25 protein-coding genes and 1 pseudogene are annotated in these 26,819 nt (G+C 72.4%); 11 read left to right on the top strand and 15 right to left on the bottom strand.

Translation table 11 applies throughout. The features are described from left to right. The first annotated feature begins 31 nt into the window (after window positions 1-31). Genes ACGFIM_RS00300 through ACGFIM_RS00315 form a run of 4 tightly spaced genes read left to right on the top strand, consistent with a single transcriptional unit; the run spans window position 32 to window position 4,618 of the window. On the top strand, window positions 32-988 hold the full coding sequence (locus ACGFIM_RS00300; RefSeq protein WP_393192221.1) for a carbohydrate ABC transporter permease: 957 nt from the start codon (window positions 32-34) through the stop codon (window positions 986-988). Beyond that, complete coding sequence (locus tag ACGFIM_RS00305) at window positions 985-1,839, top strand: carbohydrate ABC transporter permease (RefSeq protein ID WP_393192224.1); 855 nt, start codon at window positions 985-987, stop codon at window positions 1,837-1,839. The genes ACGFIM_RS00300 and ACGFIM_RS00305 overlap by 4 nt, the downstream gene beginning before the upstream one ends. Before the next feature lie 37 nt (window positions 1,840-1,876). Beyond that, the gene (locus tag ACGFIM_RS00310) at window positions 1,877-4,339 is read left to right on the top strand and encodes a glycoside hydrolase family 2 protein (RefSeq protein ID WP_393192227.1); all 2,463 of its coding nucleotides are present in this window, start codon (window positions 1,877-1,879) and stop codon (window positions 4,337-4,339) included. A 48-nt stretch (window positions 4,340-4,387) separates the two neighbouring features. Beyond that, a complete protein-coding gene (locus ACGFIM_RS00315; RefSeq protein WP_364069161.1) occupies window positions 4,388-4,618 on the top strand; it encodes a hypothetical protein in 231 nt (76 codons plus the stop codon). A 74-nt stretch (window positions 4,619-4,692) separates the two neighbouring features. Here ACGFIM_RS00315 and ACGFIM_RS00320 read toward each other — a convergent pair. From ACGFIM_RS00320 to ACGFIM_RS00330, 3 genes and pseudogenes are all read right to left on the bottom strand, one after another. Continuing rightward, window positions 4,693-4,839 (bottom strand): annotated as a pseudogene (locus ACGFIM_RS00320) (Clp protease N-terminal domain-containing protein); the annotation flags it as partial. A gap of 73 nt (window positions 4,840-4,912) precedes the next feature. Then, complete coding sequence (locus ACGFIM_RS00325) at window positions 4,913-5,182, bottom strand: GlsB/YeaQ/YmgE family stress response membrane protein (RefSeq protein WP_393192230.1); 270 nt, start codon at window positions 5,180-5,182, stop codon at window positions 4,913-4,915. 77 nt (window positions 5,183-5,259) lie between these two features. Then, window positions 5,260-5,634 carry a darcynin family protein gene (locus ACGFIM_RS00330; RefSeq protein WP_364069165.1) on the bottom strand — a complete coding sequence of 125 codons (375 nt, stop codon included), beginning with the start codon at window positions 5,632-5,634 and terminating at the stop codon, window positions 5,260-5,262. Window positions 5,635-5,675: 41 nt separating this feature from the next. On the opposite strand from ACGFIM_RS00330, the gene ACGFIM_RS00335 reads away from it, so the two are divergent. Continuing rightward, on the top strand, window positions 5,676-6,242 hold the full coding sequence (locus ACGFIM_RS00335; protein WP_364069167.1) for a TetR/AcrR family transcriptional regulator: 567 nt from the start codon (window positions 5,676-5,678) through the stop codon (window positions 6,240-6,242). 225 nt (window positions 6,243-6,467) lie between these two features. After that, a complete protein-coding gene (locus ACGFIM_RS00340; protein WP_364069169.1) occupies window positions 6,468-6,824 on the top strand; it encodes an SDR family oxidoreductase in 357 nt (118 codons plus the stop codon). Between the two features lie 122 nt (window positions 6,825-6,946). Here the strand turns inward: ACGFIM_RS00340 and ACGFIM_RS00345 are convergent, their stop codons facing one another. The 5 genes from ACGFIM_RS00345 to ACGFIM_RS00365 all read right to left on the bottom strand — a co-directional run bounded on the left by ACGFIM_RS00345 (window position 6,947) and on the right by ACGFIM_RS00365 (window position 17,078). Beyond that, entirely contained in the window at window positions 6,947-8,269 is a 1,323-nt protein-coding gene (locus tag ACGFIM_RS00345) for a TIGR02679 family protein (RefSeq protein WP_364069171.1), read from the bottom strand. Continuing rightward, window positions 8,266-12,525 carry a TIGR02680 family protein gene (locus ACGFIM_RS00350; protein WP_393192236.1) on the bottom strand — a complete coding sequence of 1,420 codons (4,260 nt, stop codon included), beginning with the start codon at window positions 12,523-12,525 and terminating at the stop codon, window positions 8,266-8,268. Before ACGFIM_RS00350 ends, ACGFIM_RS00345 begins: the two co-directional genes overlap by 4 nt. Beyond that, window positions 12,522-13,769: a TIGR02678 family protein gene (locus ACGFIM_RS00355; RefSeq protein ID WP_364069175.1), complete on the bottom strand. Its 1,248-nt coding sequence runs from the start codon at window positions 13,767-13,769 to the stop codon at window positions 12,522-12,524. The genes ACGFIM_RS00350 and ACGFIM_RS00355 overlap by 4 nt, the downstream gene beginning before the upstream one ends. Beyond that, complete coding sequence (locus ACGFIM_RS00360) at window positions 13,766-15,304, bottom strand: TIGR02677 family protein (protein ID WP_364069177.1); 1,539 nt, start codon at window positions 15,302-15,304, stop codon at window positions 13,766-13,768. Before ACGFIM_RS00360 ends, ACGFIM_RS00355 begins: the two co-directional genes overlap by 4 nt. 1,012 nt (window positions 15,305-16,316) lie before the next feature. Continuing rightward, complete coding sequence (locus ACGFIM_RS00365) at window positions 16,317-17,078, bottom strand: helix-turn-helix transcriptional regulator (protein WP_364069179.1); 762 nt, start codon at window positions 17,076-17,078, stop codon at window positions 16,317-16,319. Window positions 17,079-17,300: 222 nt separating this feature from the next. On the opposite strand from ACGFIM_RS00365, the gene ACGFIM_RS00370 reads away from it, so the two are divergent. Then, window positions 17,301-18,383: an alcohol dehydrogenase catalytic domain-containing protein gene (locus ACGFIM_RS00370; RefSeq protein WP_393192241.1), complete on the top strand. Its 1,083-nt coding sequence runs from the start codon at window positions 17,301-17,303 to the stop codon at window positions 18,381-18,383. Between the two features lie 58 nt (window positions 18,384-18,441). Beyond that, the gene (locus ACGFIM_RS00375) at window positions 18,442-19,095 is read left to right on the top strand and encodes a cysteine hydrolase family protein (RefSeq protein ID WP_393192244.1); all 654 of its coding nucleotides are present in this window, start codon (window positions 18,442-18,444) and stop codon (window positions 19,093-19,095) included. Here the strand turns inward: ACGFIM_RS00375 and ACGFIM_RS00380 are convergent. Then, on the bottom strand, window positions 19,082-19,969 hold the full coding sequence (locus tag ACGFIM_RS00380; RefSeq protein ID WP_393192247.1) for a LysR family transcriptional regulator: 888 nt from the start codon (window positions 19,967-19,969) through the stop codon (window positions 19,082-19,084). The genes ACGFIM_RS00375 and ACGFIM_RS00380 overlap by 14 nt on opposite strands. Window positions 19,970-20,053: 84 nt before the next feature. Between ACGFIM_RS00380 and ACGFIM_RS00385 the strand changes: the two genes are divergently transcribed. Further along, window positions 20,054-20,782 (top strand): amino acid racemase, encoded by a 729-nt coding sequence (locus tag ACGFIM_RS00385; protein ID WP_364069187.1) that lies wholly within the window; start codon window positions 20,054-20,056, stop codon window positions 20,780-20,782. Between the two features lie 43 nt (window positions 20,783-20,825). Here ACGFIM_RS00385 and ACGFIM_RS00390 read toward each other — a convergent pair whose 3' ends face one another. After that, on the bottom strand, window positions 20,826-21,494 hold the full coding sequence (locus ACGFIM_RS00390) for a response regulator (RefSeq protein ID WP_393192250.1): 669 nt from the start codon (window positions 21,492-21,494) through the stop codon (window positions 20,826-20,828). Beyond that, the gene (locus ACGFIM_RS00395) at window positions 21,491-22,669 is read right to left on the bottom strand and encodes a sensor histidine kinase (protein ID WP_378789604.1); all 1,179 of its coding nucleotides are present in this window, start codon (window positions 22,667-22,669) and stop codon (window positions 21,491-21,493) included. The genes ACGFIM_RS00390 and ACGFIM_RS00395 overlap by 4 nt, the downstream gene beginning before the upstream one ends. 204 nt (window positions 22,670-22,873) lie before the next feature. On the opposite strand from ACGFIM_RS00395, the gene ACGFIM_RS00400 reads away from it, so the two are divergent. Both ACGFIM_RS00400 and ACGFIM_RS00405 read left to right on the top strand, forming a co-directional pair. Then, complete coding sequence (locus tag ACGFIM_RS00400) at window positions 22,874-23,092, top strand: DUF5957 family protein (RefSeq protein ID WP_364069193.1); 219 nt, start codon at window positions 22,874-22,876, stop codon at window positions 23,090-23,092. Next, the gene (locus ACGFIM_RS00405) at window positions 23,089-24,606 is read left to right on the top strand and encodes a multicopper oxidase family protein (protein ID WP_393192254.1); all 1,518 of its coding nucleotides are present in this window, start codon (window positions 23,089-23,091) and stop codon (window positions 24,604-24,606) included. The genes ACGFIM_RS00400 and ACGFIM_RS00405 overlap by 4 nt, the downstream gene beginning before the upstream one ends. Window positions 24,607-24,648: 42 nt before the next feature. On the opposite strand, the gene ACGFIM_RS00410 is transcribed toward ACGFIM_RS00405, so the two are convergent. The 4 genes from ACGFIM_RS00410 to ACGFIM_RS00425 all read right to left on the bottom strand — a co-directional run bounded on the left by ACGFIM_RS00410 (window position 24,649) and on the right by ACGFIM_RS00425 (window position 26,763). Beyond that, complete coding sequence (locus ACGFIM_RS00410; protein WP_393192257.1) at window positions 24,649-24,990, bottom strand: cupin domain-containing protein; 342 nt, start codon at window positions 24,988-24,990, stop codon at window positions 24,649-24,651. A gap of 52 nt (window positions 24,991-25,042) precedes the next feature. Further along, entirely contained in the window at window positions 25,043-25,507 is a 465-nt protein-coding gene (locus ACGFIM_RS00415) for a hypothetical protein (RefSeq protein WP_364069199.1), read from the bottom strand. Between the two features lie 35 nt (window positions 25,508-25,542). After that, window positions 25,543-26,160 (bottom strand): TetR/AcrR family transcriptional regulator, encoded by a 618-nt coding sequence (locus ACGFIM_RS00420; RefSeq protein WP_393192261.1) that lies wholly within the window; start codon window positions 26,158-26,160, stop codon window positions 25,543-25,545. Window positions 26,161-26,265: 105 nt separating this feature from the next. Beyond that, window positions 26,266-26,763: a hypothetical protein gene (locus tag ACGFIM_RS00425; protein ID WP_393192264.1), complete on the bottom strand. Its 498-nt coding sequence runs from the start codon at window positions 26,761-26,763 to the stop codon at window positions 26,266-26,268. Window positions 26,764-26,819: the final 56 nt, after the last annotated feature.

Raw genomic sequence — 26,819 nt, forward strand, 5'->3', positions numbered from 1 at the left:
ACATCGGCCGAGCCGGCCGGAGGAGGGCCGCATGACCGAGACCGCACTTCCGAACGTGACGCCGGGATCGCCGGACACCGCGGCGGCCACGCGGCCGCGCGGGCCCCGGCTGTCACTCAGACGGCGCCGCCGGCTGCTCGGGATGGCCGTGGTGGCGCCCGCACTCGCCGTCGTCACCGTGTTCTTCCTCATCCCGCTCGTCATGACGTTCTGGATGTCGCTGCACGAATGGCCGCTGCTCGGCGACCACCAGTTCGTCGGGCTCGCCAACTACGTCAAGGCGCTGGGCGACGCCGAGTGGCTGGACGCCATCCGCTTCACCCTCGAGTACACGGCGCTGATCACGCCGATCCTGTTCGTCACCGGCCTGGCGCTCGCCCTGCTCGTCCACCGCCGGAGCCGGGCGGCGCGGATCTTCCAGTCGGTGTTCTTCCTGCCCGTGGTGATCGGCTTCGCGGCGGCCGCGTACCTGTGGCTCTACCTCGCCCAGCCGGGACTCGGCCCGCTGTCGGACCTCGCCGTGCGGTTCGGGCTCGGCAGCCGCGACACCAACTGGTTCGCCACCGCCACCAGCGGCCTGCTCATCGTCACCGCGATGGTCGTATGGAAGGTCACCGGCATGCAGATGCTCCTGCTGCTGTCGGGCCTGCAGTCGATCCCGGGCGAGCTGACCGAGGCGGCGCGCATCGACGGCGCCGGACGCTGGAAGGTCTTCAGGCACGTCACGCTGCCGCTGCTGCGGCCGACCCTGGCGCTGGTGCTGGTCTTCTCCGTGGCCGGCTCGCTGCTCGCGTTCGACCAGTTCTACATCATGACCAGCGGCGGCCCGTCGAACGGGACGATCACCGCCGTCTACCAGATCTACCGGACCTCGTTCATCAACTTCGAGCTCGGCTACGGCGCCGCGCTGTCGGCCATGCTCATGGTCGTGCTCGCCGCGGTCAGCGCCGTGCAGATGCTCCTGCTGCGCAACTCGGACCACTCATGAACCTCATCGCCGACGTCCGCAGAACGCTTCCGCGCGCCGCCTGGTGGGCCGCATGCCTGTGCGTCTCCGTCGTCACGCTCTACCCGCTGTACACGATGCTGTCGCAGTCGCTGAAGACACCGGCCGAGGCGACGGAGAACCCGCCCACCCTCTACCCGCACAGCCTCTCGCTGGAGAACTACGCCGCGCTCGGCCAGACGGGCCAGGTCGGCCTCTGGCAGCACGTCGGCAACAGCCTCATGGTCGCCGCCGGCGCGACCCTGCTGACCGTGGTGCTCGCCACGCTCGCCGGCTACGGCTTCGCCAAGCTGCGCTTCCGCGGCAGCGGGGTGCTGTTCTTCGTCATCCTCATCACGTTCATGATCCCGTTCCAGGCGATCATCACGCCGCTGTTCTCCATCCTGCACGGCATGGGGCTGAGCAACACGCTGCTCGGGCTCATCCTCGTGTACGCGACGTTCCAGCTGCCGTTCGGCATCTTCCTGATGCGCAACAGCTTCGCCGCCCTGCCGCCGAGCATCGAGGAGGCCGCGCTCATGGACGGCTGCGGCCTCGTCGGCGCCATGACGCGGGTGCTGCTGCCGGTCGCGATCCCCGGCGTGATCAGCACCGCGCTGTTCACGTTCTTCGCCTCGTGGAACGAGTTCTTCGCGGCGCTCATCCTCGTCACCGACGAGGCCAAGTTCACCCTGCCGGTGACGCTGACCGTGCTCGCCTCCAACCAGCTCGGCACCCTCAACTGGGGGCTCACCCAGGCCGGCGTCGCCGTCACGGCCGTCCCGTGCATCGTGCTGTACCTGCTGCTGCAGCGGTACTACGTCACCGGCCTCATCGCGGGCGCCGTCAAATGAGATCCGAGAAAGGCCCGGTGCGATACTCGGAGATCAGATGAGTACCGCACGCGTCACCCGCACCGCCCTGACCGGAGGATGGACGCTCGAGCCGGGCGCGGCCGGCCGCTTCCCCGAGCACGTACGCGCCCACGGCCCCATCCCCGCCACCGTCCCGGGCACCGTCCACACCGACCTGCTCGCCGCCCGCCTCATCGACGACCCCTACCTCGACGACAACGAACGCACCCAGGGCTGGATCGGCGCCGCCGACTGGACCTACCGCCACGACCTCCACTGGGAGCCCGACGGCAGCGACCGCCAGGAACTCCTCTTCCAGGGCATCGACACCGCCGCCGCCATCACGCTCAACGGGCACCTCCTGGGCACGACCAGGAACATGCACCGAAGCCACCGCTTCGACGTCACCGGCCTGCTGCGCGCCGGCGCCAACGAGCTGACCGTCGCGTTCACCTCCTCGATCAGGGCCGCCGACGCCGCCAGCGTCGAGATCGGCTACCGCCCCCACACCAACCACCACCCGTACAACGCGATCAGGAAGATGGCCTGCGCCTTCGGATGGGACTGGGGCATCGACACCTCCACCTGCGGCCTGTGGCGGCCGGTCGTGCTGGAGACCTGGTCCGTCGCGGCGCTGTCCGAGCTGCGGGTGGCGGGTATCGTGCGCGACGGCGTCCCCACCGCTGTCGTCAACGCGGCCGTCGAACGCACCGCCGGCGGCGCCGGCCTGGCGCTGCGCGTCACGCTCGCCGGCCGCGAGACCGTGCATCCCCTGACCGGCGAGCAGGCCACGATCGAGCTCGCCGTCCCGGACGCCGCGCTGTGGTGGCCGCGCGGGCACGGCGACCCCGCCCTGCACGACCTGCGCGTGGAGCTGCTGCACGACGGCGAGATCCTCGACGCGCAGGAGCGCCGCATCGGCTTCCGCACGGTCGAGCTGCAGACCGAGCCGGACGAGCACGGCACGCCGTTCCGCATCGCCGTCAACGGCGAGGTCGTGCTGATCCGCGGCGCCAACTGGATCCCCGACGACGCCTTCCCCCACCGCGTGGACCGGGCGCGCTACGCCCACCGGCTCGACCAGGCCGAGTTCGCCCGCATCAACCTGCTGCGGGTCTGGGGCGGCGGCATCTACGAGCAGGAGGACTTCTACGCCGAGTGCGACGCGCGCGGCATTCTGACCTGGCAGGACTTCCTCTTCGCCTGCGCCGCCTACGCCGAGGAGGAGCCGCTGTGGCCGGAGATCGAGGCCGAGGCACGTGAGGCCGTGGCCCGGCTCGGCGCGCACCCCTCCCTGGTGCTGTTCAACGGCAACAACGAGAACCTGTGGGGACGCCAGGAGTGGGGCTGGGACGCCGGGCTCGACGGGCGGACCTGGGGCGAGCGCTACTACTACGAGCTGCTCCCGGCCATCGTGGCCGAGCTCGCCCCGCACGTGGCGTACACGCCGGGCAGCCCGTTCAACCCCGCGCGGGAGGAGCGGCAGAACGATCCCGTCCACGGGACCGTCCACATCTGGGACGTCTGGAACGAGAAGGACTACCGGCACTACCGTGACTACCGGCCCCGCTTCGTGGCGGAGTTCGGCTGGCAGGGCCCGCCCACCTGGGCCACGCTCACCGAGTCGATCTCCGACGACCCGCTGACGCCCGAGTCGCCGGGCATGCTCGTCCACCAGAAGGCCGCGCGCGGCAACACGAAACTCACCAACGGCCTCCTCCCGCATGTGAAGCTGCCCCGTGACATGCGCGACTGGCACTGGGCCATGTCGCTCAACCAGGCCGCCGCCGTCCGCACCGGCATCGAGTGGTTCCGTTCGCTCACCCCGCTGTGCGCGGGCACCGTGGTGTGGCAGCTCAACGACTGCTGGCCCGTCACGTCCTGGGCGGCGGTGGACGGCTACGGCCGCCGCAAGCCGCTGCTGTACGCGCTCCGCCAGGCCCACGCCGACCGCCTGCTCACCATCCAGCCGGACGGTGATGGGCTGGTGCTGACCGCCGTGAACGACACCGCCGAGCCCTGGCGCGGCACGCTCACGCTGGAACGCCGCCGCTACGACGGGACCGTGCCGGCCACCGAGACCGCCCGGCTCGACATCCCGGCGCGCGGCACCGCCCGCCACGCCTGCGGCCCGCGCCTCGCCCTGCCCGGAGACGCCGCCGGCGAGCTGCTCGTCGCCACCTTCAGCGGGGCCCGCGCGCACTGGTTCTTCACCGACTACCGGGACTCCGCCCTGCACGCGCCGGAGACCGAGGTCACCGCCGAGCGCACCCCGGACGGGTGGGCGGTGACGATCCGCGCCGCCACCCTCGTCCGCGACCTCGTGCTGCTCGCCGACGCGCTCGACCCGGACGCGGTCGCCGAGGACGGCCTCGTCACGCTCCTGCCGGGGGAGAGCGTCACCATCGCCGTCCGGGGCGCCGTGGACGCCCGCCCGGACGCGTTCGCCGCCCCGCCGGTGCTCCGGAGCGCGAACGACCTGGTGGCCGCTCAGCCGTAGCGGTACGCAGGCCCCGTCATCGGTGATCCGGCTCGTAGGCTCACGCGTATGGCGAAGCAGGAAGTCGGAGCCGCGAAGACCAGGAAGGCGTCCGAGATCGGCGGCCGCGCGTACTACGCGTGCTTCGCGCGGGGCGGCCGCCCCCACACCCTGCTGGACTGCTGGTTCGAGGACGAAGACGGGGACCGCGACAACTGCGACTGGGTCAACATCAAGACCGGCGAGGGGCCGTGGCCGTACGTCCGCAAAGGCGAAGTGATCACGCCGGAAGACCCGTGACGGGACCTACCGCGCGGGCCCGCGGACGTACCTGCCCGTCGACCAGGACCTCAGTGGCAGGGGTGCGATACCCGTCACCCTCCATCGTCGCGAGCGGCTTCGCCTCCGGCTCGCCCGGTTCGACCATCCCGGCGAGCAGCTGGGGGCACCGCGTCACGGTCGCGCAGCAGGGCGCGGAAGAGGTGCTCGGCGCCCACGTACGCGTGGCCCATGGAACGCGCGACGCGCGCCGCCTCCTCGACGGCGGCCTCGTACCGAGGCGTCGGCGTGGGGCCGCCGGACCCTCGTGGCCGGTCATGTGCGGCGCTTGCCGTAGGTGCCGGCCGTCAGCGAGACGCCGAGCGCCGCCAGAGCCACCTGGATGCCCAGCTCGATCCAGTCGACGCCCGAGGTGTCGGCGACGCCGAGAACGGTGGCGATCGCGGTGCCGATCAGGGCCGCCACCACGCCGATCACGATCGTGAGCCAGATCGGGATGCGCTGCCGTCCGGGGATGACGAGCCGCCCGAGCGCGCCGATGACGATGCCGACGATGAGGCCGGAGAAAATGCCGGTGATCTCCACGCGTCTACCTCCCGAGTCCCACACGTGCGTCTGCTCTGGGAACGAACGCCGCCCCGGCGCGGTTCCTGCACGGCCGGTCACGAAGGGGCGTTGCGCCGCTCGTAGTCCGCGAAGCCGTCGCCGACCGTGGTGATCGTCTGCTCGTGCCGGAAGTACGGAACGCCGAACAGGGGAGTGTCGCGCAGCCCCTCCCACAGGTCGTACCAGTCGCCCATGTCGGTCGTGGTGACCACGGCGACGTCGGTGGGGCTCGCGCTCCACGCCTCGGCGTCGAACCAGTCGAGCCGGGTGGTGCCGGCGTACCGCTCGAGCAGCGGCCGTACGTGCCGCTCGATCACGGCCCCGCGCTCGCTCCTGGTCAGCGCCAGCCAGGCGGGCAGCGCCGTGAAGTGCAGAAAGATCGTGTACGTCCGGCCGGCGCCGCCCTTTCCTGTAACAGGTGCTTCACTCATGGGTCGGCATTGAAACATGTAACACCTGCTACAGTCAACGCGTGGCGCGAGCGGCGGACCAGGAGAAACGCAGGCGGCTCATCGAGGCGGCCATCGACCACCTCGACCGGCACGGCGTCGCCGAGTTCTCGCTACGGCGGCTCGCCGAGGCCATCGGCACGAGCGCCCGCATGCTCGTCCACTACTTCGGCACCAAGGAGAACCTCCTGAGCCAGGCGCTGGCCGCCTCCCGCCCCGACGTGCCCGCCCTGTTCGGCACCGTCCGCGATGCCGCCGGCCTGCGCGAGGCGGCCTTCGCGCTCTGGCAGGACAGTGCGGAGGGCGCCCAACGCCGCAACGTCAAGCTGCTGCTGCAGACGATGGCCCTCGCGACCGCACCAGGCCACCACTACCGGCCGTTCGTCCAGGAGGCGGTGACCGCATGGGTGACGCCACTGGCCGCCGCCTTCGTACGCATCGGCCTTGACGAGGCGGAAGCCGAGGCCCGCGCGACCGCCCTGGTGTCAGGGCTCCGCGGCCTGCTCCTCGACCGCTACGCCACCCACGACACCACCCGCACCGACGCCGCCGCCCAAGCCCTCATCAACGCCCTCCTGCCCCCGCAATAGGCGACCGCCAAAACCCCCGCGATAGGTGGCCGGCGAAAGCCCCCGCGATAGGTAGCCGGGAAAAGCGTGATAGCCGCCCTTGCGCACACCCGAAAAGCGAGGTCAGATTTCAGCGAGAAATGCTCGCCTGATGTGCGCCAGCCCTCGTCACACCGCTGCTTTCAGCGTTATCGCGCGAGTTCACGGTCCGTTTCGAACGGACGAAATCACCACGAGGGAAAAGATATGGATCTCCAGCTTTCCGGCAGGGTCGCGGTCGTCACCGGCGCCTCCAAGGGCATCGGCCTGGCCGTCACCCGTACCCTCCTCTCCGAGGGCACACGTATCGTGGCCGCTTCACGGAAGAGCACCCCCGAGCTGGACGCGCTCAGCGGCGCGGCCGACATCATCGCCGCCGCGATCGGCGCCGACCGCGACAGCGTCCTCGACAAGGCCGCACCCGAGATGATGAAGCCGGTCACCGGCCGTCTGATCGCCCCCCAGGAGGTCGCCGACGTGATCGCCCTGCTCGCCTCACCCCGCTCGGCCGGCACGACCGGCGCCGACTTCGCCGTCGATGGCGGCCTCCTCAAGCAGATCTGACGAGCCCTGCCGTCCGGTGCCGGCTGCTTTCGGCGAGACCCGAAAGCTCGGGGGATAGGGCGGATGAAAGACGCCCCGGCGCCAGAGCCGAACACCTCTCGGCTGCTTGAGGATTCTCCACGTCATGAAGGCGACGCGTCATCAGCGCCCAGATCCTCCAGCAGGGCCGGCAGGAGCGTCTCCTCGTGGATGGCGAGGTCGTGCCGGCGCATGGCCTCCATGAGCTCCGGCTCCCAGGGAGTGGGGACCGGGGTGCCGGTGAGGGTGAGCACGGAGTCCGCCGCCAGGGCGGCCGCGGCCTCGACGTAGTCGCCGGTCCGCATCCGCCACGGCTCCACGCCGATCGAGAACAGACGCGCCGCGATCGCCACGCCCGGCCAGTCGAAATCGCCGTGGTAGCGGACACGTGCGCCGTCGTCCACGAGCCGGCGCACGACCTCCCAGGCCGCGAGGGACGGATTTCCCGCGAGGCACACCATGGGAGTGGTGACGCCGGCTCGCGCCGCGGCCTGCAGCACCTGCGGGTTCTCGCAGGCGAACACCTCGGCGCCGGGCGCGGCCAGGCGTTCCCCGAGCGCGGCGCCGCGCAGCTCGTGCAGGGTCAGGTGGGTCGCCAGGCCCATGCCGGCGCGGGCACGCATCATCTCCGGCCAGGGACCGGTACCGGGAGGACGGAGACGGAAGACCAGGGCGGTCCCCGAGACGAGATCGGGGGTGACGCCCAAGCGGATCCACAGCTCGCGCCGCTCCTCGGCGGTGCCGGGGGTGGCGACGCCGAACGCGGCCGCGGCCGCGCGGAGCAGGAGCGATGCGGTGAGTTCGCCGTCGTCCAGGCCGTGCGCGTCGCCGAGGCAGCGCCCAGCGAGCTCGGCCAGCTCCCAGCCGGGCCTGGGCACGACGGCGGTGTCGAAGACCTCCGCCGCGGCGCATTCGCGCAGCACCGCTGCGAACCGGGGGATCGCCGTCGAGGCGGCGTCGATGCCGGCTCTGGTCAGGATCCCCGAGCGGCGCACCCCCTCGACGAACGCCGGAGCCCAAGCGGCGCCGGCGAGGCCGGCGGACGCGAGGGCGGCGTCCAGGCGCTGCCAGATGCCCGCCCACGAGGCCCTGGTCTGCTCGCGGGCGGCCCTGCGGTCGACCAGGTCGCCGCCGGTGAGCTGGGCCACGACGGTGACCAGGCCCGCTTCGGCGGCCGAGCCTCGCAGCACCTGATCGAGCACGGGCAGGGAGACGCGGACCCGGCCCGCGGTGATCGTCCGGCCCAGCAGTCCGGAGAGCAGGGCCGCGCCATCGTCCTCCAGCGTCACGGCGACCGTTCCGGTGACGGCGAGCCCTGCGCGTTCCAGCTTCGTCCGGACGGCCGTCCACAGCGGAGCCAGGCCGGCGTGCGAGAGATAGCGGCGCGTGCGCTCAGGGAGGGCAGGAGCGGCGGTGGACGGGTTCATCGGGCGGCTCGCAGATGCCGGTTACGGCCGTCCCAGTGGATGTGCGTGGTCACGGCGGCCGTCCCTTCCCCTCGCCTGATCTCGTAGCAGTCCAGAGCCGGGACCTGGGCGAAGAATCCCCAGAGCGCGTGGCCCGTCATGGCGAAGTCCAGGTCGAGCCGGACGAGCAGCCCCAGCAGTTCGCCGATGGTGGGGTCGTCGACTTTGGCGAAGGCGTCGTCGAGCAGGATGAGGCGCAGCGCCTTCTTGGTGTCCGGCAATCCGGACAGATACGCGTCGACGGCGGCGAGCAGCGTCACGTACGACACGAACCGCGTCTCGCCCTGGCTCAGCTTGGCCCGCCTGCTGATCTTCCGTTCCCGGCCCGGCTCGGGACCGGTGATGATGACCTCCACCTCATGCCACGCCCGGTAGTCCAGCGAGGACCGCAGGTGGGCCGCGTACCCGGCGGTCGGGTCCGTGGCGAACTCCTCATCGACGCGGGCCTTGAGCAGGTCGGTCAGCTCTTTCGTCTGTTCGGGGGAGCGGACGTCGTCGGCGACGGCCACGAGCGCGCGGATGCGCTCGACGGTGGGCCCGGCGTGCCCGGCGAGGCTCCAGCGCAGCCGGACGCCGATGCCGTGGCTGGTGCTGATGCCGCTCAGACTCGCGTTCATCGCCTTGATGAGGGTCTCGGCCTGCAGCAGGCGCCGGCGGAGCTCCTCGGCGACGCCTCCGAGGACGAACTCGGTGAAGACCCTCCGCTCCCGATCGCTCAGCGCGAGCCGGCCCTCCTCGCACTGGCGGCTCAGCTCGGCCGCGGCTTCCGGCAGTGAACGCTCACCGCTTCCGTCGACGATCGCGATCAGCCTGACGCCGTCGTTCACCGTGGGGATCACATCGAAGCCGCCGGAAAGCTCGCGTTCGGCCTTCTGCTGCGCGTGGATGAGCGCGTTCTCGTCGATGGCCGGGCCATGCCGCTTCAGCGCCGTCAGCAGGGCCTGGACGGCGCTCTTGACAGCGGCGGGCTCGGCGTCGGCCGGCGGAAGATCCGGGTGCGGCGGCATATCCGCCGCGGCGGCCACCCCGGGCAGCGCCAGCCGGCGGGCGAGCCGGTGGACGGCGCCGGCGAGCGAGCGTCGTTCGCGTGCGGCGCGCTCGTGCGCCGCACGCGCTTCAGCCTCGGCGGTGCCCTTCTGCTCGGCCAGCATGGCGATGCGCTTACCCACCTCGGTCAGCTCGCGGCGGCACGTGGCGAGCTCGGCTTCGGCGGCGTTCAGCTGGGCGTGCACCTCGTGGGCCGCCGCTTCGATGCCGGTTCGCATCGCGGCGACCGCGGATGCCTCTTTGTGCCAGTCGGCCCACTGATCCTCGGCCGCGGCCTCGGCTTCGCGTCGTTGATCGCGGGCGGCGCGCGTCCGCGCCGCGGCTCTGGCGTGCAGGTCGGCACGGTGCCGCAGCTCCCCGATGAGCCGGCGGGTGGCGCCGCACCGCTCTTCGGCCCGCCGGAGCAGCTCGCGTACGGCGTCGAGCGCGTCCACGGTGACGGGCAGGCCGAAAATCGCGCACGCCTCGCGGTGGGAGGAGACCGCCTGCGTCCATTCGTGGCGCAGTCTGGCCGCCTCTTCCCGGGCCTTGCGGCTCGCCTCCTCCGCCTTCTTCACCCGCTTGAGCGCCCTCTGCAGCGCGTCGCGCCTGCTCTGGACCGGCCGGCTGCGCGGAGCCGATCGGATGTGCGTCTCCAGTGCCCGCAGGTCGAGGTCCAGCTCCTGCCGCCTGGCGGCGCGCGCGGCGGCCGCGTCCGCCAGAGCGGCCAGGGAGCGGTCGATCTCGGCGAGCCGTTCCGCCCGCGCCGCGGCGCGGGCCGCGGCGCCGATGTGGCGGGCCGCCGCCGTGCGGTGGAGTCCCGTCAGCGGCCCGTTGCCCCAGGCGCCGTCGGCGTCCACCCAGGTCGGATGGTCACGATCACCCCAGGAGATCCGGCTGAGCACGTCCCGGACCAGCTCCACCGGCACAGGTGCGTCGGCGTCGACGACGAGTGCCTCCGTCAGCGGGTGGGCGGCCACCGGGCCGTGGGGGCTCACCAGAAGCCGGCCGTCGGAGGCGACGACGCTTCCCGCCCTGGTGATCGTCGCGGTCAGCAGACCCGACGCCAGCAAGGCACCTTCGAGGCCGGCGCGCTGGTCCTCGTCGAGGTGGGCGGCGAAGTCGAGGACGCGCCACAGAGGCACCTCGTCAGCGGACGGGGGACGTGTCCAGTGCGGCCGTGGAGGCTCGGGATCGCGTGCGGCGCGCAGCGCCTCGCGCTCGGCCTCCAGCTGATCGCGCCGTTCGTCGTCCGCCTGCTGCGCGGCGTCCAGGAGCGCGCGGGAACGGGACAGCTTGTCGCGTACGCCGATGGCGGCTTGTGAGGCGACATGGTCGAGCTCGGCCAGGAGCTCCCCTGTCTCATCGGGTTCGCCGGTGTCGCCGGGGACGAGCACGCCGGCGTCGTCGAGCACGCCGGGGACGACGAGCACGCCGGGGTCGTCGAGCACCGGCCCGAGAGCGGTCGAGCGCCAGTCGACCTCGCCCAGCAGGCTCTCCGTCGTCTCGTGGGCGATCCACGCGCGCCACGCTTCACGAAGATCGGCGGCGGCCCGCTCAAGCGCCTGCTCTTCCTCCTCGGCCTCCTGCCTGACATCGGCCAGCCGCTGCTCCTCCTGCGACGCCCGCTTGTCGGCCGCCTCCACCTCGCGTGCCTGCTCGTCGATCTCACGCGCCTGCACGCGGCGGGCGTCCGCGTGTGCGAGGCGCCGCTTCGCCGCCTCCTCGGCACGCGCCACCTGGCCGATCGCGTCGGAAAGGTCGGTGGGCGTCAGGGTGATCCGTGCCGGCACCGGGCGGGTCACCGGTGCCGGGTCGGCGTCCAAGGACAGCCGGACCACCTCGGTGCTGCCGGGATCGCCGTCTTCGCGTACGCAGGCGACCTGCGGCAGGGCCGCGTGCACACCGGCCTGCGCCAGCAGGTCACGGGCCTCTGCCAGGCTGGAGGTGACCTGCTGGGCCGCGTCGGTCACCTCTGCGGCGCGCTCGTCGGCCGTGCGTACTTTGTCGGCCTCGCCGTCCCGGGCGGAGCTCGCCGTGCCGAGGGCGGATGCCGCCGCCTTTCTCAGGGCGGTCACCCTCTTCTCCCGGTCGTCCAGCTCGCGCACGTCCCGGTAGGCCTGCGAATCGCGGATGCCCTCGACCGTCGCCTGCAGCTCCCGCTCGCTGTCGGTCAGCTGCGCAAGCCGCCTGCCGGCGTCGGTGTGCTCACTGGTCAGCCGCCGATGCTGGTCACACACTTCGGTGGCCTTCCGTTCGGCGGCTTCCGCGGTGGTCGCGGCGGCGTGAACGGTCTCGGCCGTCTCGCTCAAAACGCCCGCGACGTACCGGCGATAACTGCCGAGGAACCCCGAGACCTCCTTGTGCGCGGCCTCCAGCCGCTGCTGCGCGGTACGCGTCTCCAAGAGGCCGTCGAGCTGCTCGCCCGCGCGAGACAGCGCGGCATCGCTCGGCGGCGGCAGCGCGTCCGACAGGATCTGCGGAAGCCTGCCCTCCTCGATCCGGTTGCCGACGTCGGGCGAGCGCAGGGTACGCAGCAGCTGGAGGAGACCGGTGAAACGTTCGCGGCCCGACTCACCCGTCAGCCCGAACACGGCGGCGCGTACGCGCTCGCGATGCGTTTCCGGAGAGTCGGTGATGCGGTCGGCGCCGATCGCCGCGGCCAGATCGTCCCGCGACAGGGGAGTGCGGTCCGCCCCGAGCAGGACGAGATCCCGCCCCACGCGCAGGGGAGTGATGAAATACCACGCTTTCGCCTCTCCGGTGGATCGGGCGAAGCGCACCATCGCGCCCAGCGTCAGGAACTCGGGAGGGGTCGCGTGGCCGGGGCCGTTCGCGTCGTCCGGGTGCCGGATGAGCTCCAGCCAGAGATGGCCCACCCTGTTCGGCTGCTCCTCGCCGCCCGCCCGCATGAGGTCTTCCAGGCGGACGCGGCCTGCTCCCGTCGCGTCCATCTTGCGGCGGTCGGCGTCGAGGAGGAAGGGCAGCAGCATCTCCAGCGCCCGGGATTTGCCCGAGCCGTTGGTGCCGCGCAACACCAGTCGCCCGCCGGAGAAGGCGAACTCGGTGTCGTAGTAGTACCAGACGTTCACGATCCCCGCGCGGTGCAGCCGCCACCGGAACGGATGGTGCCGGGCGGGCGTCTGCGCCACGGCGGCGAGCCCGTCAGCGGCCTGAGACAGCGGCGTCATGCGGGTTCTCCTCTTTCGTCGTCGACGGTGAACAAGGGGGATGGGAGCTGCCGCGCGTCGTCACCGAGGCGGCGCTTGGCGCGCGTGACCGGAGGGGCCAGGCGCACGGAGGGCCGGTAGCGCGCGGCGGCGGGGTGCAGCACCAGCCCCTCGGTCGTGATGGCGGCCAGGCCCACGGCCTGCAGCAGGGCGGCCACCTCCTCCCGGAACGGGAGCGGGTCGTCGAGGATGTCTTTGCGCCAGGCGGAGGCGTGGGCCCGCGCGAGCCTGCCGAGCTCGTCATCGACCATGGGCCACGGCGCGAGCACGCCGGGCACGGTGCGGCCGCCGACCGTCACCTGCTCGCCCCCCTGTGGTTCCAGGGCGCCGATCAAAGCCTCGATGAGGAGCAGTGCGGCTTGCCGCGTCGCGCCGCCGCCGGGGAAGGCGACATCGGTGAGCCGCCCGTCGGCGTCGTAGGCCAATGCTCCTTCGCCGCGCACCTCGAGCGTCAAGCCGAAGCTCTCCTCCAGGACACGGGTGAGCTCGCTGCGCTCCCTTCGCAGCACGTCGTGCTCGGCGTCACTGAGGTCGCCGCGATGCACAAGAGGGTTCTCCACGAGCTTGCGGCGCAGCGTGCGGCGTGGCGGCTCGGGCTCGTCGGGATCGGCTGCCCACAGATCTTCGGAACGTTCCAGAGTGTGCAGGGGACGGGAGACGAGATGGGGAAGCAGCCCGCGGTCGATCGTCAGCAGCGCCTCCTCACGGCGCTCGCCCCACGCCGTCACCGTGCCGTCCGTCTCGGCCAGGACACCCCAATCGAGCAGGAGGTTGATGGCGGCGACGAGGTCGCGACGTTCGGCCAAGGTGTCGTCGATCGTCACTCCCGCGATGACCGCATCCGCCCGGATCTGTGCGACGAGCTGCGACAGCAGCACCTGCTCACCGACGTCGCGGGCCAGCAGCCCGGCGCAGACCAGCGCCAGATAGGTGTAGGTACGGGGCGTGAACTCGCTGCCGGAGGCCCGGCGGGCAGGACGGACCGGAGCCTCCGCCGGCAGCGGACCTTTCGTCAGCCGGGCGAAGCCGGACTGGACGACCAGCGAGTATCCGAGGAGCTGCCCGAACATCGGCTTGAGCGCGGCCGCATGCCGGCGGACGAGCGCGAGCTCTTCACTGTGGCGCGATGCGGTGAGTATGGGGGTGGCGAGCAGGGCACGGGCCGCCATGCGACGTTCGTCGGCGTCGTGAGCTGCGGTGGTCATCCGTCGGTTCCCGTCTGTGTGGCGTCGGCGTCGGGCATGGCAGGGGGCAGGACGCGCAGGGCGAGGTCGTGAACCGTGAGCCGGCCGTCGTCGGAAAGGACCGTGGTCCCACCGCCGGGAAGCGGCGCGGCGAGCAGCATCAGGCCCAGGTCGGTGTCCTGGGAGACGACCGGGACGGTCAGGTCGTGCGCCGCCGCGAGCAGCGCCGAGAGCCGTTCCAGCAGCAGGTCGCGGGCCGCGCGCGACACTGTGGCACCGCTGAGATCGCCCACGGCCAGTAACTCGGCCGCCGCTCCCTTCTTGCGCTTCGCCTCCTCTTCGGCCTCGGCCATCAGCCGTTCGCGATCGAGACCCGGGTCGGGAACGCGCGCCGTGCGGCCCCGCGCGGCCCTGTCACCGCGCTCACGCAGCGAGACCGGGACCTCGACCGGGTCCGCCTTCCACCACGAGGTGCCGGCCGTGGCGCGCACTCCCGCCTCATCGGGCCCCATCAGCAGGTGCCGCGCCGGGTAGGCGCCGAAAGCGGCGGCGAAGATGCGATGCGCCGTCTCGGTGTCGGCTTCGGCGAACCACGCGGCGAGCCGCAGGAAGTCGTCACGACGGGACACGCCTGTCCGCGAGGCGGCCAGCATGCGCTTGGCATTGGCGAGAAGCTGCCCGAGCGCCTGCTCGGCGGCGGCTCGGAGCTGGGCGGGACCCGACCGTCCGCCCTCACCGCCGTACCACGAGATCAGCTCCTGCCACTCGGCCGCCGTCCGCCCCGGCGAGCGCTCGGCGGGGCTTCCGTCGGGACCGGTGAGCCGGGGGAGGGCGGCCAAGGCCGTGAGCAGCCGGTCGAGATCGGCGACGATCCTCTTGAGCCGGGCGGCGACCGCCGGCGCGTGCCGGGCGACGTCGGCCGTGATGAGGTCGACGTACTCGAGGAGAAGGGACTTGAACGCCGAGTACTCTCCGCCCGACAGGTCGTACCGGGACAGGACCTGATGGAGGTAGGCGTAGAAGTCCCGGACGCTCTCCATGAACAGTCTCTGGTTGTTGAAGATCGTCGTGACGTCGGCGGCCAGCGCCTCGGCGTCGATGTCGTGGTCTCGGGAGAGCCGCCGCAGGATCCGGTCGAGCACCTCGACGGTGCCGCCGAGCAGCTCCCGGGCCACTTCCCGTGCGCCGTCGGTCGCCGACAGCACCTCCTCGATCTGGCGGTGCACGCGTCCGCCGAGTTTCGACACCTGATAACGCGAACGGGAGCGCAGCCATTCGGCGACCGTCGCCACCCGCGCGTCACGGCCTGACCGGGTCAGATTTCCCCACTCCATGAGCTGCCGGCAGCGGGCCTCCACCTCGTCGACCGAGAGCGTGATGCCCTCGTTCGCGAGGAGAACGGCTGCCTCCGACGCTGACAGGTCCGTGAGAAGCGTGCCGGTGAACAGCCGCATCAGCGCGATGTAGTCGTGCGCGACGTCGGCGGTGGCGTAACGATAGAGGTCGAGCCGCGCCCGCGGCTCGCCTGACGCGTCGACGTCATCGTCCTGTTCCAATGTTCCCGTCCGCCTTTCGTGAGGGTCGGCCGGCGGTGATGAGTCACCCACCTGCTGGAGAAATACGTCGGCTCGACGATAGGCATCGGCACTGACAATTTTCGGGCCGGCGATACGACTCGAAATGTTCTTCGAATTACGACAAATGCCTTTTGTTGGGGTGTTGGGGTGTTGGGGTGCTAATTGCGAACCGTACGTCAGTACCGGTGTCCATGACGGCCGAAATACCGTTTCTGTGAGAGAAGGCGGACTGTCAACGGCGCTGCGACAGCGGCGATCCGTGGAAGAACAGGGAAGACCAGGACGCCTGCCGCCGCGTGTGGGACGGTGCTGCGGTCGGGGTGTCTGCTGTGCGTGTGCGGTGGCCCTGTGATCGGGGTGTCTGTCGCGCGTGTGGGACGGTGCTGCGGTCGGGGTGTCTGCTGTGCGTGTGCGGTGGCCCTGTGATCGGGGTGTCTGTCGCGCGTGTGGGACGGTGCTGTGATCGGGGTGTCTGCTGTGCGTGTGCGGTGGGCCCTGCGGTCGGGATGTCTGGTGCGCGGCCGCTACGGCCGGATGTCGTCGTGTGCGCGTGTCTCGGCGCCGCCGCGCGGCTGGTGCCGCTGATCATTTCCGCTGCGAGGTGTGCCTGCTCTTGGACCCGGTTGCCGCCGTGGTCACTTCGCCGCTGCTCGGGGAGCTGGTCGTGAGGCGCAGCGGATGAGGTCGTATCCGGTCGAGCCGGGCCGCCCTTCTCTGGAGCGTGGTGGCACCGGCGGCGTTCACGGTGACGTAGGGCCGTGGTGTTCCCCGCGATCACTGTGATCGCGGCCGGGCCGCAGGCGGGTGGCGGCCATGCCGGCACGCAGGGCGTCATGGGTTGGTGGCGCTGCGGCGGCTGCCGCACATGCCGCTGCTCGTGGCCCTGGCCCTGTCCGCCCGCGCGCCGGCGGCGGCCTTCGCCTACGGGGTGCCGGTGGTGACCGGCCGGTTCCGCAGGGCCGAGCGGTCCCGCTCATGGCCCCGGTCGCGGTCAGCGGGGTGTGCAGACGGTCAGGCGCAGGGCCGGGTCCTCGTTGGTCTGGAAGGTGGCGTAGTCGTAGGCGTGGCCGTGCAGCATCTTCCGGCCCGCCCCACCGCTCGCCACATCGTGCTCCTTCCACCACCGGCGGAACTCGGGGGAGCCGTGCCGCAGACGGTCGGCCAGCGTGGTGAAGGCCGCGTCCGGTGCCTGCAGGTCGTACGCGGCGCGGAACTGGGCGGTGGTGTGGCGCGCCTGGGCGGCCCAGGTCTCGCCGAAGACCTCGCGGGCCATCGGGGTGAGCAGCAGGTAGACGAGGACGTTGCGGTCGTCGGCGGGCAGGCGGTCGAGCCCCGTGAACAGGGCGGTCGCGGCGGTGTTGGCGGTCAGGATGTCCCAGCGGCGGCCGGTCACGTACGCGGGCCGGTCGAGGCTGTGCACCAGGCGGGCGGTGCCCTCCGGAGCCTGTTCCCTGGTGAACGCGGGGCGGGTGGGGTGGCGGGCGAGGGTGCGCAGGTGGGCGTGCTCGGTCTCGTCGAGGCAGAGGGCGGCGGCCAGGGCGTCGATCGTGGTGAGGGAGGGGGTGACGGCTCGGCCCTGTTCGAGGCGTACGTACCAGTCGATGCCGATGCCCGCGCGTTCGGCCACCTCCTCGCGGCGCAGGCCGGGTGCGCGGCGGCGGGGGCGCGGCGGCAGGCCCACCGCCTCGGGGGTCAGGCGTTCCCGCCTGGAGCGCAGGAAGTCGCCGAGCGCGCGGCCGGTGGACTCGGGCATGATCGTCCCCTTCCCGACGTCTGGCGGTTCCCAGGGTGGTATCGGGCCATCCCAGGACGATACCGGTCCTGGTTACGCCTCGGCCGGGCGGCCAGCATGAGTGCCGTCCACAGCGGCGGCCGGTGGCCTTCTGTGCCGTCCCAGGTATCAGGCGGATGGGTCTGAGGCCGTCCAATGAGCCGGGCGGTCGGCAGGCCGGCCGGCCCGCAGAGAAGGAGTGTCGTGAAGGCGGCTGTGCTGAAGGAATTCGGATCCCCGTTGTCGGTGGAGCGGGTGCCGGACCCGGTGATGGGGACGGGCGAGGTGGTGGTGGACGTCGTGGCGGCGCCGGTGCTGCCGTACGCGGCCGAGGTGTTCAGCGGGGAGCGGCGGTATCCGCTGACGCTGCCGGTGACGCCGGGCGCGGGGGCGATCGGCGTCGTACGGGCGTGCGGCCCCGACGCCACCCGGCTGGCCCCGGGCGACTGGGTGCTGTGCGACCCGATGATCCGCGCCAGGGACGGCGCGCCGGCCCCCGACGTCACGTTGCAGGGATTGAGCGCCGGCGGCGAGGGCGGGCTGCTGCTGCAGCGCCACTACGGCCACGGGTCGTTCGCCGAGCGCCTGCTGATCCCCACCGAGAACGCCGTGCCGCTCGGCGGCCCCATCGACCCCGCCGACGCCGGGCGGTGGCTGGGGCTGACGCTGTGCCTGGTGCCGTACGGCGGGTTCCTGGCGGGCGGGCTGCGTCCGGGGGAGACGGTGCTGGTCAGCGGGGCGACCGGGAACTTCGGCGGCGCGGCGGTGGCGGTGGCCCTGGCGATGGGCGCCGCCCGCGTCGTCGCGCCGGGACGCAACGAGCAGGCGCTGGCCGGGCTGCGCCGCCGCTTCGGCGACCGGGTCGCCACCGTACGGCTGACCGGCGACGAGGACGCCGACCGCACGCGCATGATCGCACAAGGCCCGATCGACCTGGTGCTCGACATCCTGCCGCCCGCGGCGGGCCCGGCTCCCGTACGGGCCGCCGCCATGGCGGTGCGCGAGGGCGGCCGGGTCGTGCTCATGGGCGGCGTCGGCATGCTGGACGGCGCCGAGCTGGCGCTGCCGTACCGGTGGCTCATGCGCGGCAACGTGACGGTCCGCGGGCAGTGGATGTACCCGCGCGAGGCCCCGCCGCGGCTGGTGGCCCTGGCCCGCGCGGGCCTGCTGGACCTCACGCACTTCGACGTCACCGAGTTCCCGCTGGACGACGCGCGGGCGGCCGTGGCGCACGCCGCCGGGAAGCCGGCACCGTTCCACCTGACGGCCATCCGCCCCCACCCGTGAGGTGATCACGGGCGTAGACTCCCGGAAGCTCATCGGACTTCTCGGAGGGAGGGCACCCGTGAACCCCTTCACCGACCCCCATCTGACACCACACTGGGCCACCTCCGCGTTGCTGACCATCGACGTGCAGCGCGACTTCCTGTCGGAGTCGCCGTACGGCATCCCGGGCACCACCGAGGTGCTGCCGCAGGTGGCCAGGCTGGCCGAGGCGTTCCGCGCCGCCGGGCGGCCGATCGTGCACCTCATCCGCCTGTACGACCCGAGCGGCGAGGACGCCGACCTGGTACGGCGGACACCGCTCTCCCAGGGGGCGAAGATCGTGCTGCCGGGCAGCGAGGGCAGCGAGATCGCCGGCGAGCTGCTGCCGCCGGGCGCGCCGCCGCTGAAGGCGGACCTGCTGCTGTCCGGCGAGCCGCAGACCCTGGGCGAGCGCGAGGTGGCGTTGTTCAAGCCGCGCTGGGGCGGCTTCTACCGGACGCGCCTCGACGAGCTGCTGCGCGGCTGGGACGTCGACACGCTGGTGGTGGCCGGGTGCAACTTCCCCAACTGCCCGCGCGCGACGCTGGTCGAGGCCAGCGAGCGGGACTACCGGCTGGTGCTCGCCGACGACGCGACCTCGCGCGTCCATGACGTCGGCCGTACGGAGGTGGCCGGCATCGGCGTGAACGTGCTGCCCGTCCAGACCATCACCGACGGGCTCACGGCCGCCTGAGGAGCGGCAGCGCCCGCGCGAGCAGAGGGCTCGCGTCGTCCGCCCGGTACACCAGGTGCAGCCTGCTGACCGTGCCGCGGATCGGCCGCGCCGCGACGCCTTCCCGGCGCAGGGTGCGGTAGGAGCCGGCCATCACGGTGGCGCCGAACCCGGCGGCCACCAGCGCGAGGATGGTCTGCACGGTACGCCCCTGCTGCGCCACCCGGGGCGCGAACCCGGCCCGGTGGCACAGCGCGATCACCTCGTCGTACGAGCGGGGCGCGGACTCCCGCGGCCACAGCAGCAGCGGGAGGTCCGCGAGCGCGGAGGCGTCCACCGGCCCGGTGTCCCTGGCGAGGGGATGCGCGGCCGGGAGGAAGAGCACGAGCGGCTCGCTCGCCCACGGCTCGGCGACCAGCCCCGCGTGGCGCACCGGCAGCCGGTGCACCGCCAGGTCGAAGGAGCCGTCCAGCACCCCCTTGGACATCTCGACGTCGTCGAACAGCTCGACCAGGTCGAGCCGCACGCCGGGCAGCTCGTCGCGGAGCCGGCCGAGCGCCGTGCCGAGCCTGCCGTTGATCCCCGACCCGGCGAACGCCACCGTCAGCCGCCCGCTCAGCCCGCGCGCCGCCGCCGCGACGTCGTCGAGGATCGCCTCCGCCTCGGCGAGCACCCGCGCCGCGCGATCCACCAGCGCCCGCCCGGCCGCCGTCGGCGTCAGGCCGCGCCTGCCCCGGACGAACAGCTCGACGCCCAGCCGGTTCTCCAGCTCGCGCAGTTGCCTGCTGAGCGTCGGCTGGGTGAGGTGCAGCCGGCGGGCCGCCGCGCCGATCGAGCCCTCCTCCGCGATCGCGGTGACGTACGTCAGCACCCGCAGGTCATACTTCCAGGGCATGACCGCGATGCTAATCCATGCCCGGAGCGTCGCCCCTGCCGTGCGCTCCGGGAGGATGGAGGGGCACCACGACAGGGAGGCCGCATGACCAGGCACCTCGGCATCCTCGGCCACAGCGCGGAGGGCGCGGCGCTGTGCTTCCGTACGTTCTGCCGGCTGGGCGAGGAGGCGCTCGGCGAGCACGAGCATCCGGACGTGACGCTGGACTGCATCTCGTTCGCGCGCTGCATGCCCGCCTACGACCGGGGCGACTTCGACGAGATCAGGGCGACCATGGAGGTCAGCCTCGACCGCCTCGCCGAAGCGGGCGCCGACTTCTTCGTCTGCCCGGACAACACCGTGCACCAGGCGCTGGAACGGCCGGGCCGCGACTTCCCCATACCCGGACTGCACATCGCCCACGTGGTGGCCGGCCACGCGGCACGCGCCGGATATCGCCGGGTGGCCCTGCTGGGCACCCGCTACACCATGGACGGCCCGGTCTATCCGGCGGCGCTCGGGGCGCACGGCATCGAGGCGGTGGTGCCCGATCCCGGCGACCGCGAGCTGGTCAACGAGATCATCTTCAGCGAGCTGGTCAAGGGCGTCTTCACCGACGCCTCGCGCGAGACGTACCGGAAGATCATCCAGACGCTCGCCGGGCGCGGCTGCGACGCGGTGGCACTCGTCTGCACCGAGATCCCGCTGCTCGTCACCCCCGAGTCGTCGCCGCTGCCCACGCTCGACTCGACCAGGCTGCTCGCCAGGGCGGCCCTCGACGTCGCCGTCGGCCGCCGCCCGATGCCGGCCTGGCGCGGCGGCCCGCACCCGTAGATCAGCCCGTCCCCATGAGACGACCCGTCCACATGACCGGCGCTCACGCCTGACCGGCGCGGCCGGGAGGCACCAGCCCGCTCTCGTACGCGATGTGCACGAGCTGCGCGCGGTCGCGGGCGCCCAGCTTGGTGAGCAGCCGGCTGACGTACGTGCGCACGGTCGCCGGGCTGATGAACAGCCGCCCGGCGATCTCGTCGTTCGGGCGGCCCGCCGCGATCTCGGCGAGCAGCTCCCGCTCCCGCTCGGTGAGCTGGGCGATCAGCCCGGAGTCGGCGGGCCGGTACGTGCCGGCGACCACGGCCATCACCCGCTTGGTCACCGACGGCGACAGCAGCGCCTCACCGGCCGCGACCGTGCGGACGGCGGCGCGCAGCTCCTCCGGCCGGGTCGTCTTGATGACGAAGCCCGCCGCGCCGGCCCGGATCGCGTCGAAGATGTGCTCGTCGGTGTCGAACGTGGTCAGCATGATCACCCGCACGTCGCGCAGCCGCTCGTCGGCGGCGATCCTGCGGGTCGCCTCGATGCCGTCAACGCCCGGCATGCGGATGTCCATGAGCACCACGTCGGGCCGCTCGGCGAGGACCAGCTCGTACGCCGCCGCGCCGTCGCCCGCCTCGCCGGCCACCGTGATGTCGTCGGCACGTTCGAGCAGCGCGGCGAGCCCCGCGCGCATGAGGTCCTGATCGTCGACCAGCACCACCCGGATCACTGTCGTCCGACCTCCACAGGCAGCCAGGCCTCCACCACGAACCCGCCGTTCTCCGGCGCCTCCGCCACGTCCACCCTGCCACCGAGCAGCGCGGCACGCTCGCGCATGCCTTCGATGCCGAAGCCGGAGCCGCCGCCGGGATCATCATCGCGCCGGCCCGCGCCCCGCCCGTCGTCGGTCACCCGGATGCCCAGCCCGCCGCGCTCGTAGCGCAGCTCGACCTCGGCCCTGCTCGCCTCGGCGTGGCGGAGGGTGTTGGTCAGAGCCTCCTGAACGATGCGGTAGGCGGTGGTGTCGACGACGGCGGGCAGCGGCACCGGCTCGCCCTCGGCGCGCAGCTCCACCGCAAGGCCGCTCTCGCGGGTGGCGGCGAGCAGGCTGCCGAGGTTGCGCAGCGTCCCCGTCGGCGCCCGGTCCTCCGGCTCGCCGGGCGAGCGCAGCAGCCCGAGCGTGCCGCGCAGCTCGTGAATCGCCTCCTCGCCGGCGGACCTGATGGTCTTGAGCGCCGCCCGGACCGTCCCGGGGTCGTCGTCCAGCGCCTCCTCGGCCACGTCGGCCTGGACGGCGACCAGCGCGATCGTGTGTCCGATCACGTCGTGCAGGTCGCGGGCGATGCGCAGCCGCTCGTCCTGCACGCGCCTGCGCGCCTCCGCCTCGCGCTCGGCCGCCGCCTGCCGCGCCGTGCGCAGCTGCTCGGCGCGCAGCAGCCGGGTCGCCCGTACGGCGGCGCCGAGCGCGATGGCCGCGAACATCAGCCCGGCGGTCGAGGCCAGCTCGAAGCCGAGCAGGTAGGCGAGGCTCTCGCCCTCGCGCAGCCGGAAGAACGTGCTGACCGCGATCAGCGCGGCCCCGGTCACCGCCGAGATCAGCAGCTTGCCCGCCTCGGCCGCGGAGTAGAGCGCGGCGGCCACGGGCAGCGCCAGCCCGATCGCGGGATAGCCGGCCGCGTAGTAGGCGAGCAGCCCGGCCGCCGTCGCCACCAGCGCCAGCACGGGGAAGTGGCGTCGGACGAACATCAGCGCGCCGAGGCAGACGGCGAACAGGTACGCCAGGAAGTCGGGGCTCCGGGCGCCGCCCAGGTCCATCGCGATCGCCACGGTGACCACCAGCGACGTGCCCAGGCCGATCGCCGCGTCGGTCAGCACCGCGCGCCATCCGCTTCTTCCCAGCTCCACCCGGCACAGGATAGGCGAGCGGCGCTGACGGCCACAGTCGTCAGAAGTTGACACTTGATGTCGTCGAAAATCACCTCATGGCGCCGCACGTCATCCCCCAGAAGTCGACGCCGATCGACGACCGTGCGCCGATGTGCGCGGCACCCCCGCCTGCCTAAGGTCGTCGCCGTCCATGACTTACGGAAAGCAGAAGGGACACACGACATGCGCACCCTCGGCGTCGCCATCCTCGGCCTGTTCGTCGGACTGGCGGCCGGATTCCTGCTGTTCAGCGAGCTGGTGGCCAGGCTCGTCGTGCACGACGGCACGGTGGACCCGCCCTGGGCCTTCGTGATCGGGTTCGGCCCGCAGGTCCTCGCGGTGGCGGGCGCGGTGGTCGCCGTCGTCATCGATCGGCGCAGGGGCGGAGGTGAGGCGCGATGACGCTCTCGCGCCGGGAACTGCTGCGGATGGCCGCGGGCGGGCTGGTGCTCGCGCCGTTAACGGCCGCCTGCTCGGGCATCGTGGTCAGCGGCGGGGCCAACGTCGAGACCGAGTCCAGCGCGGGCGCCCTGCTGCGCAGCAAGGCGAAGCTGCCCGCGCCGTTCACGCTGCCGTTCCGGGTGCCGCCGGTGCTGCGGCCGGCCCGCAGCGACGGCGACACCGACTATTACGAGATCACCCAGCGGGCGGCGCAGGTGGAGATCCTGCCGGGGCTGCGCACGGAGGTGTGGGGGTACAACGGCATCTTCCCCGGGCCCACGATCGTCTCGCGGCGCGGGCGGCGCACCGTCGTACGGCACCGCAACGAGCTGCCCGTCCCCGTCGTCGTGCACCTGCACGGCGGCCGCACACCGCCGGAGAGCGACGGCTACCCCACCGACCTGGTCAAAGCCTCCGGCGGGACCAAGGAGTACGCCTACCCGCTCGACCAGCCCGCCGCCACGCTCTGGTACCACGACCACCGCATGGACTTCACCGGGCCGCAGGTCTATCGCGGCCTGGCCGGGCTCCACCTGCACCACGACGACGAGGAGGAGGCGCTGCCGCTCCCGCGCGGCGACCGCGACGTCCCCCTGATGATCACCGACCGGGCGTTCGACGAGGACGGCTCGTTCAGCTACCCCTCGGTGGACCCCTCGCTCCAGGGGAAGCCGGGCGTGACCGGCGACTTCATGAGCGGCGTGCTCGGCGACTGCGTGCTGGTGAACGGCGTGCCCTGGCCGGTCATGGAGGTCACCGCGGCCCGCTACCGCTTCCGCGTGCTCAACGCCTCCAACGCCCGGCGCTACCTGCTCGCGCTCGACCCGCCGCCGCCGGACGGCGCCGCGTTCACGCAGATCGGCAGCGACCAGGGCCTGCTCGCCGCCCCGGTCGGCCACGACGAGCTGCAGATCGCCCAGGCCGAACGCTTCGACGTGATCGTCGACTTCTCCCGCTACCCGATCGGCACGCAGGTCACGCTGCGCAACAAGCTCGGCAAGGACGGCACCGGCGACGTCATGCGGTTCATCGTCGCGCGCAGGGGCAGCGACGACAGCCGCATCCCGGACCGGCTCGCCGACATCCGGCCGCTGTCACGGTCGGACGCCGTGGCCGAGCGGGAGTTCACGTTCGAGCGCGGCGGCGCCGAGCACGACGGGGTGACGTTGTGGACGGTGAACGGCACGCCGTTCAGCCCCGACACCATCGCCGCCACGCCCAGGCTCGGCACGGTGGAGCTGTGGAAGCTGCGCGCCCAGAACGTGCCGCACCCGATCCACATCCACCTCGCGCCGTTCCAGGTGCTCGACCCCGGCCCGTACGCCGGCGGCTGGAAGGACACCGTCGACCTGCGCAGCGGCGACCAGGCCGAGGTGCTGGTGAAGTTCGACGGCTACCGGGGCAAGTACGTCTTCCACTGCCACAACCTGGAGCACGAGGACATGATGATGATGGCCAACTTCGACGTGCGCTGAAGCGGGCGCCGCCCGGCCGCTGCCGGGCGGCCCCGCCTCCCGCTAGCGGTTGCCGTACTGCTCGGTCTCCGGACGCTCGATCATCAACGCGTGCGCCGGCTGCTCGGCCACCGGGCGGTGCCGCACGCCCTTCGGCACCACGAACAGCTCGCCGCCGGACAGCGTCACCGGGTCGCGCCCCTCCATCTCGATGCGGAAGGAACCGTCCCAGCACAGGAACAGCTCGTCCTCGTCGTGCTCGTGCCAGGGGAACTCGCCCTCGAACCTGGCGATCCGCACCACGGTGTCGTTGGCGGCGGCGAGGTCGCGCGGCTGGAAGGGGCCGGGCAGCGTGGCGGCGATCTTCTCGATCGACACGGGCTCGATCGACACGGGCTCCGTCATGACGTTCATCCTCCGGATGACATCGAACGATCAACAGAGCCACCCAGGATATTCACCGCAGCCGCCACCGAGGTTTGAACACCGACAGCGTCGTCGCGGCCAGCAGCATGACGATCTGCGTGCTCAGCGCCGCGACCTGCCCCCACTGGCGGGAGGCCGCGACCTGCCGCGCGCCCTCGGTGGCCGCGGCCATCCCCTCGGGGTCGAACACGAAGATGCCCACCCCGATGACGGCCAGGAGCAGCACCAGCTTGATCGCCACCCAGTAGTAGCGCAGCAGTCCCCAGTGGCTGCCCAGGCCCAGTGCGACGCCGGTGATGAACGCGGTCATGCTCAGCGGCACGCCGCCCGCGAAGATCATGAAGGGCATCAGCCGGTACGCCGTGTGCGCCAGCGCCAGGTCCTCGGTCAGCGTGGCGACCGTGTTGAGCACCACCAGCCCCCACACCTCCCCGGCCAGCGCGACCGAGACGACGATGTGAACGACCAGCAGGGTCTTACGGATGCGCGGTGCCATTGCTCTCGCCTCACCTCTGTCATCGGCATGTGCGGTCATCGTCGCGGCTTCGCATCCGCGCGGCGTCCGCCCATGGATGGCGCTCCCGGTACGCCGTGAGGTGTAGGCGAGGCGTCAGGCGGAGGGCCCAGCAGAGGACCCGCGGAGGACGCCGCAGAGGACGCCGCGGAGGACGCCGCGGAGGACGCCGCCGACGACTCCGAGGGGGACTCCACGCCGCCCGCGATGATCTCGACGGCGCGCCGGCCCGCCGCCAGGACCTCCCCGGGCGAGGCGCCGTGCTGCTGCGCGACGAGGCCGGCCACGCCCATGGCGCCCCAGAAGCCGCCGACCACGGCGGCCGCCGTGATGAGGTCGAGCCGGTCGGGGTAGGTCCGGTGCAGCGCCTCGGCGAGGCGCGGCTGCTGGTCGAACATCAGCGACAGCCCGCGTGCGCGCAGCGCCGGCTCGGACAGCAGCAGCCGCGAACGCGTGGTGGACAGGGCGACGTCCAGCTCGTCGTCGGCGGCGAACCCCTGCACGAGCAGGTCGTGGAGCCGGAGCAGCAGCGCGCCCAGAGGCTCGCCGGGCTCGCGCTCCGCGATCGCCGCGACGAGCCGGTCCAGGCGGTCCTCCGCCTGCAGGAAGAGCGGCTCCCGGTCACCTGGTGACACGACCGCGTCCCGGCACGCGCGAGGCGTACCGGGAGGTCGCACGGAGTCTTGAGCGAGGCCGCGCGCGGGGTCCGGCCCCGGCGGGCCGGCCGCTGCGCGCCGGGTTCAGCGGGCGGACCGGCCGCCGCGGAGCCTGCGCCACACCTGGGCGCACCAGGCGACCACGCCGACGGCCGCGCCGCTGCCGAGACCGATCATCATCGCGATCCCGCTGGTGTACACGCGGAGCGCGAGCTCCCGCCAGGCGGGGTCGAAGCCGGCGGCGAAGGCGACCGCGCTCTCCGGCGGGTTGTGGCCGAGCGAGGGCCCGACGTCCCAGAGAACCTGGTGGACGATCAGCAGCGACAGGCCGTACAGGGCTCCCAGCACGAGGAAGTCCAGGAACGGCCGGCGCGTGCCGCGTACCAGCGCGACCACCACCCACGCCGCGAACGGCGCGAGCGCGAGCACGTAGTACAGCAGCGAGCTCTCCGGGGCGACGATGCCCAGGTCGGCGAGTACGGTGCGGGGCAGCCCGGCCGCGACCAGCGCCAGCATGAGCCCCACCGGCATGTCGGTGGCGGGGAAGCGGCGGGCGGTGGAGTTGAGGATGTCAGCGGTCATGGCCCGAGTGTGTTCCCGGACCGAGGGCCGGGACATCGGCTCCGGGGCGCGCCCTC

Source organism: Nonomuraea sp. NPDC049309 (assembly GCF_043196965.1).
Classification (GTDB): domain Bacteria; phylum Actinomycetota; class Actinomycetes; order Streptosporangiales; family Streptosporangiaceae; genus Nonomuraea; species Nonomuraea fastidiosa.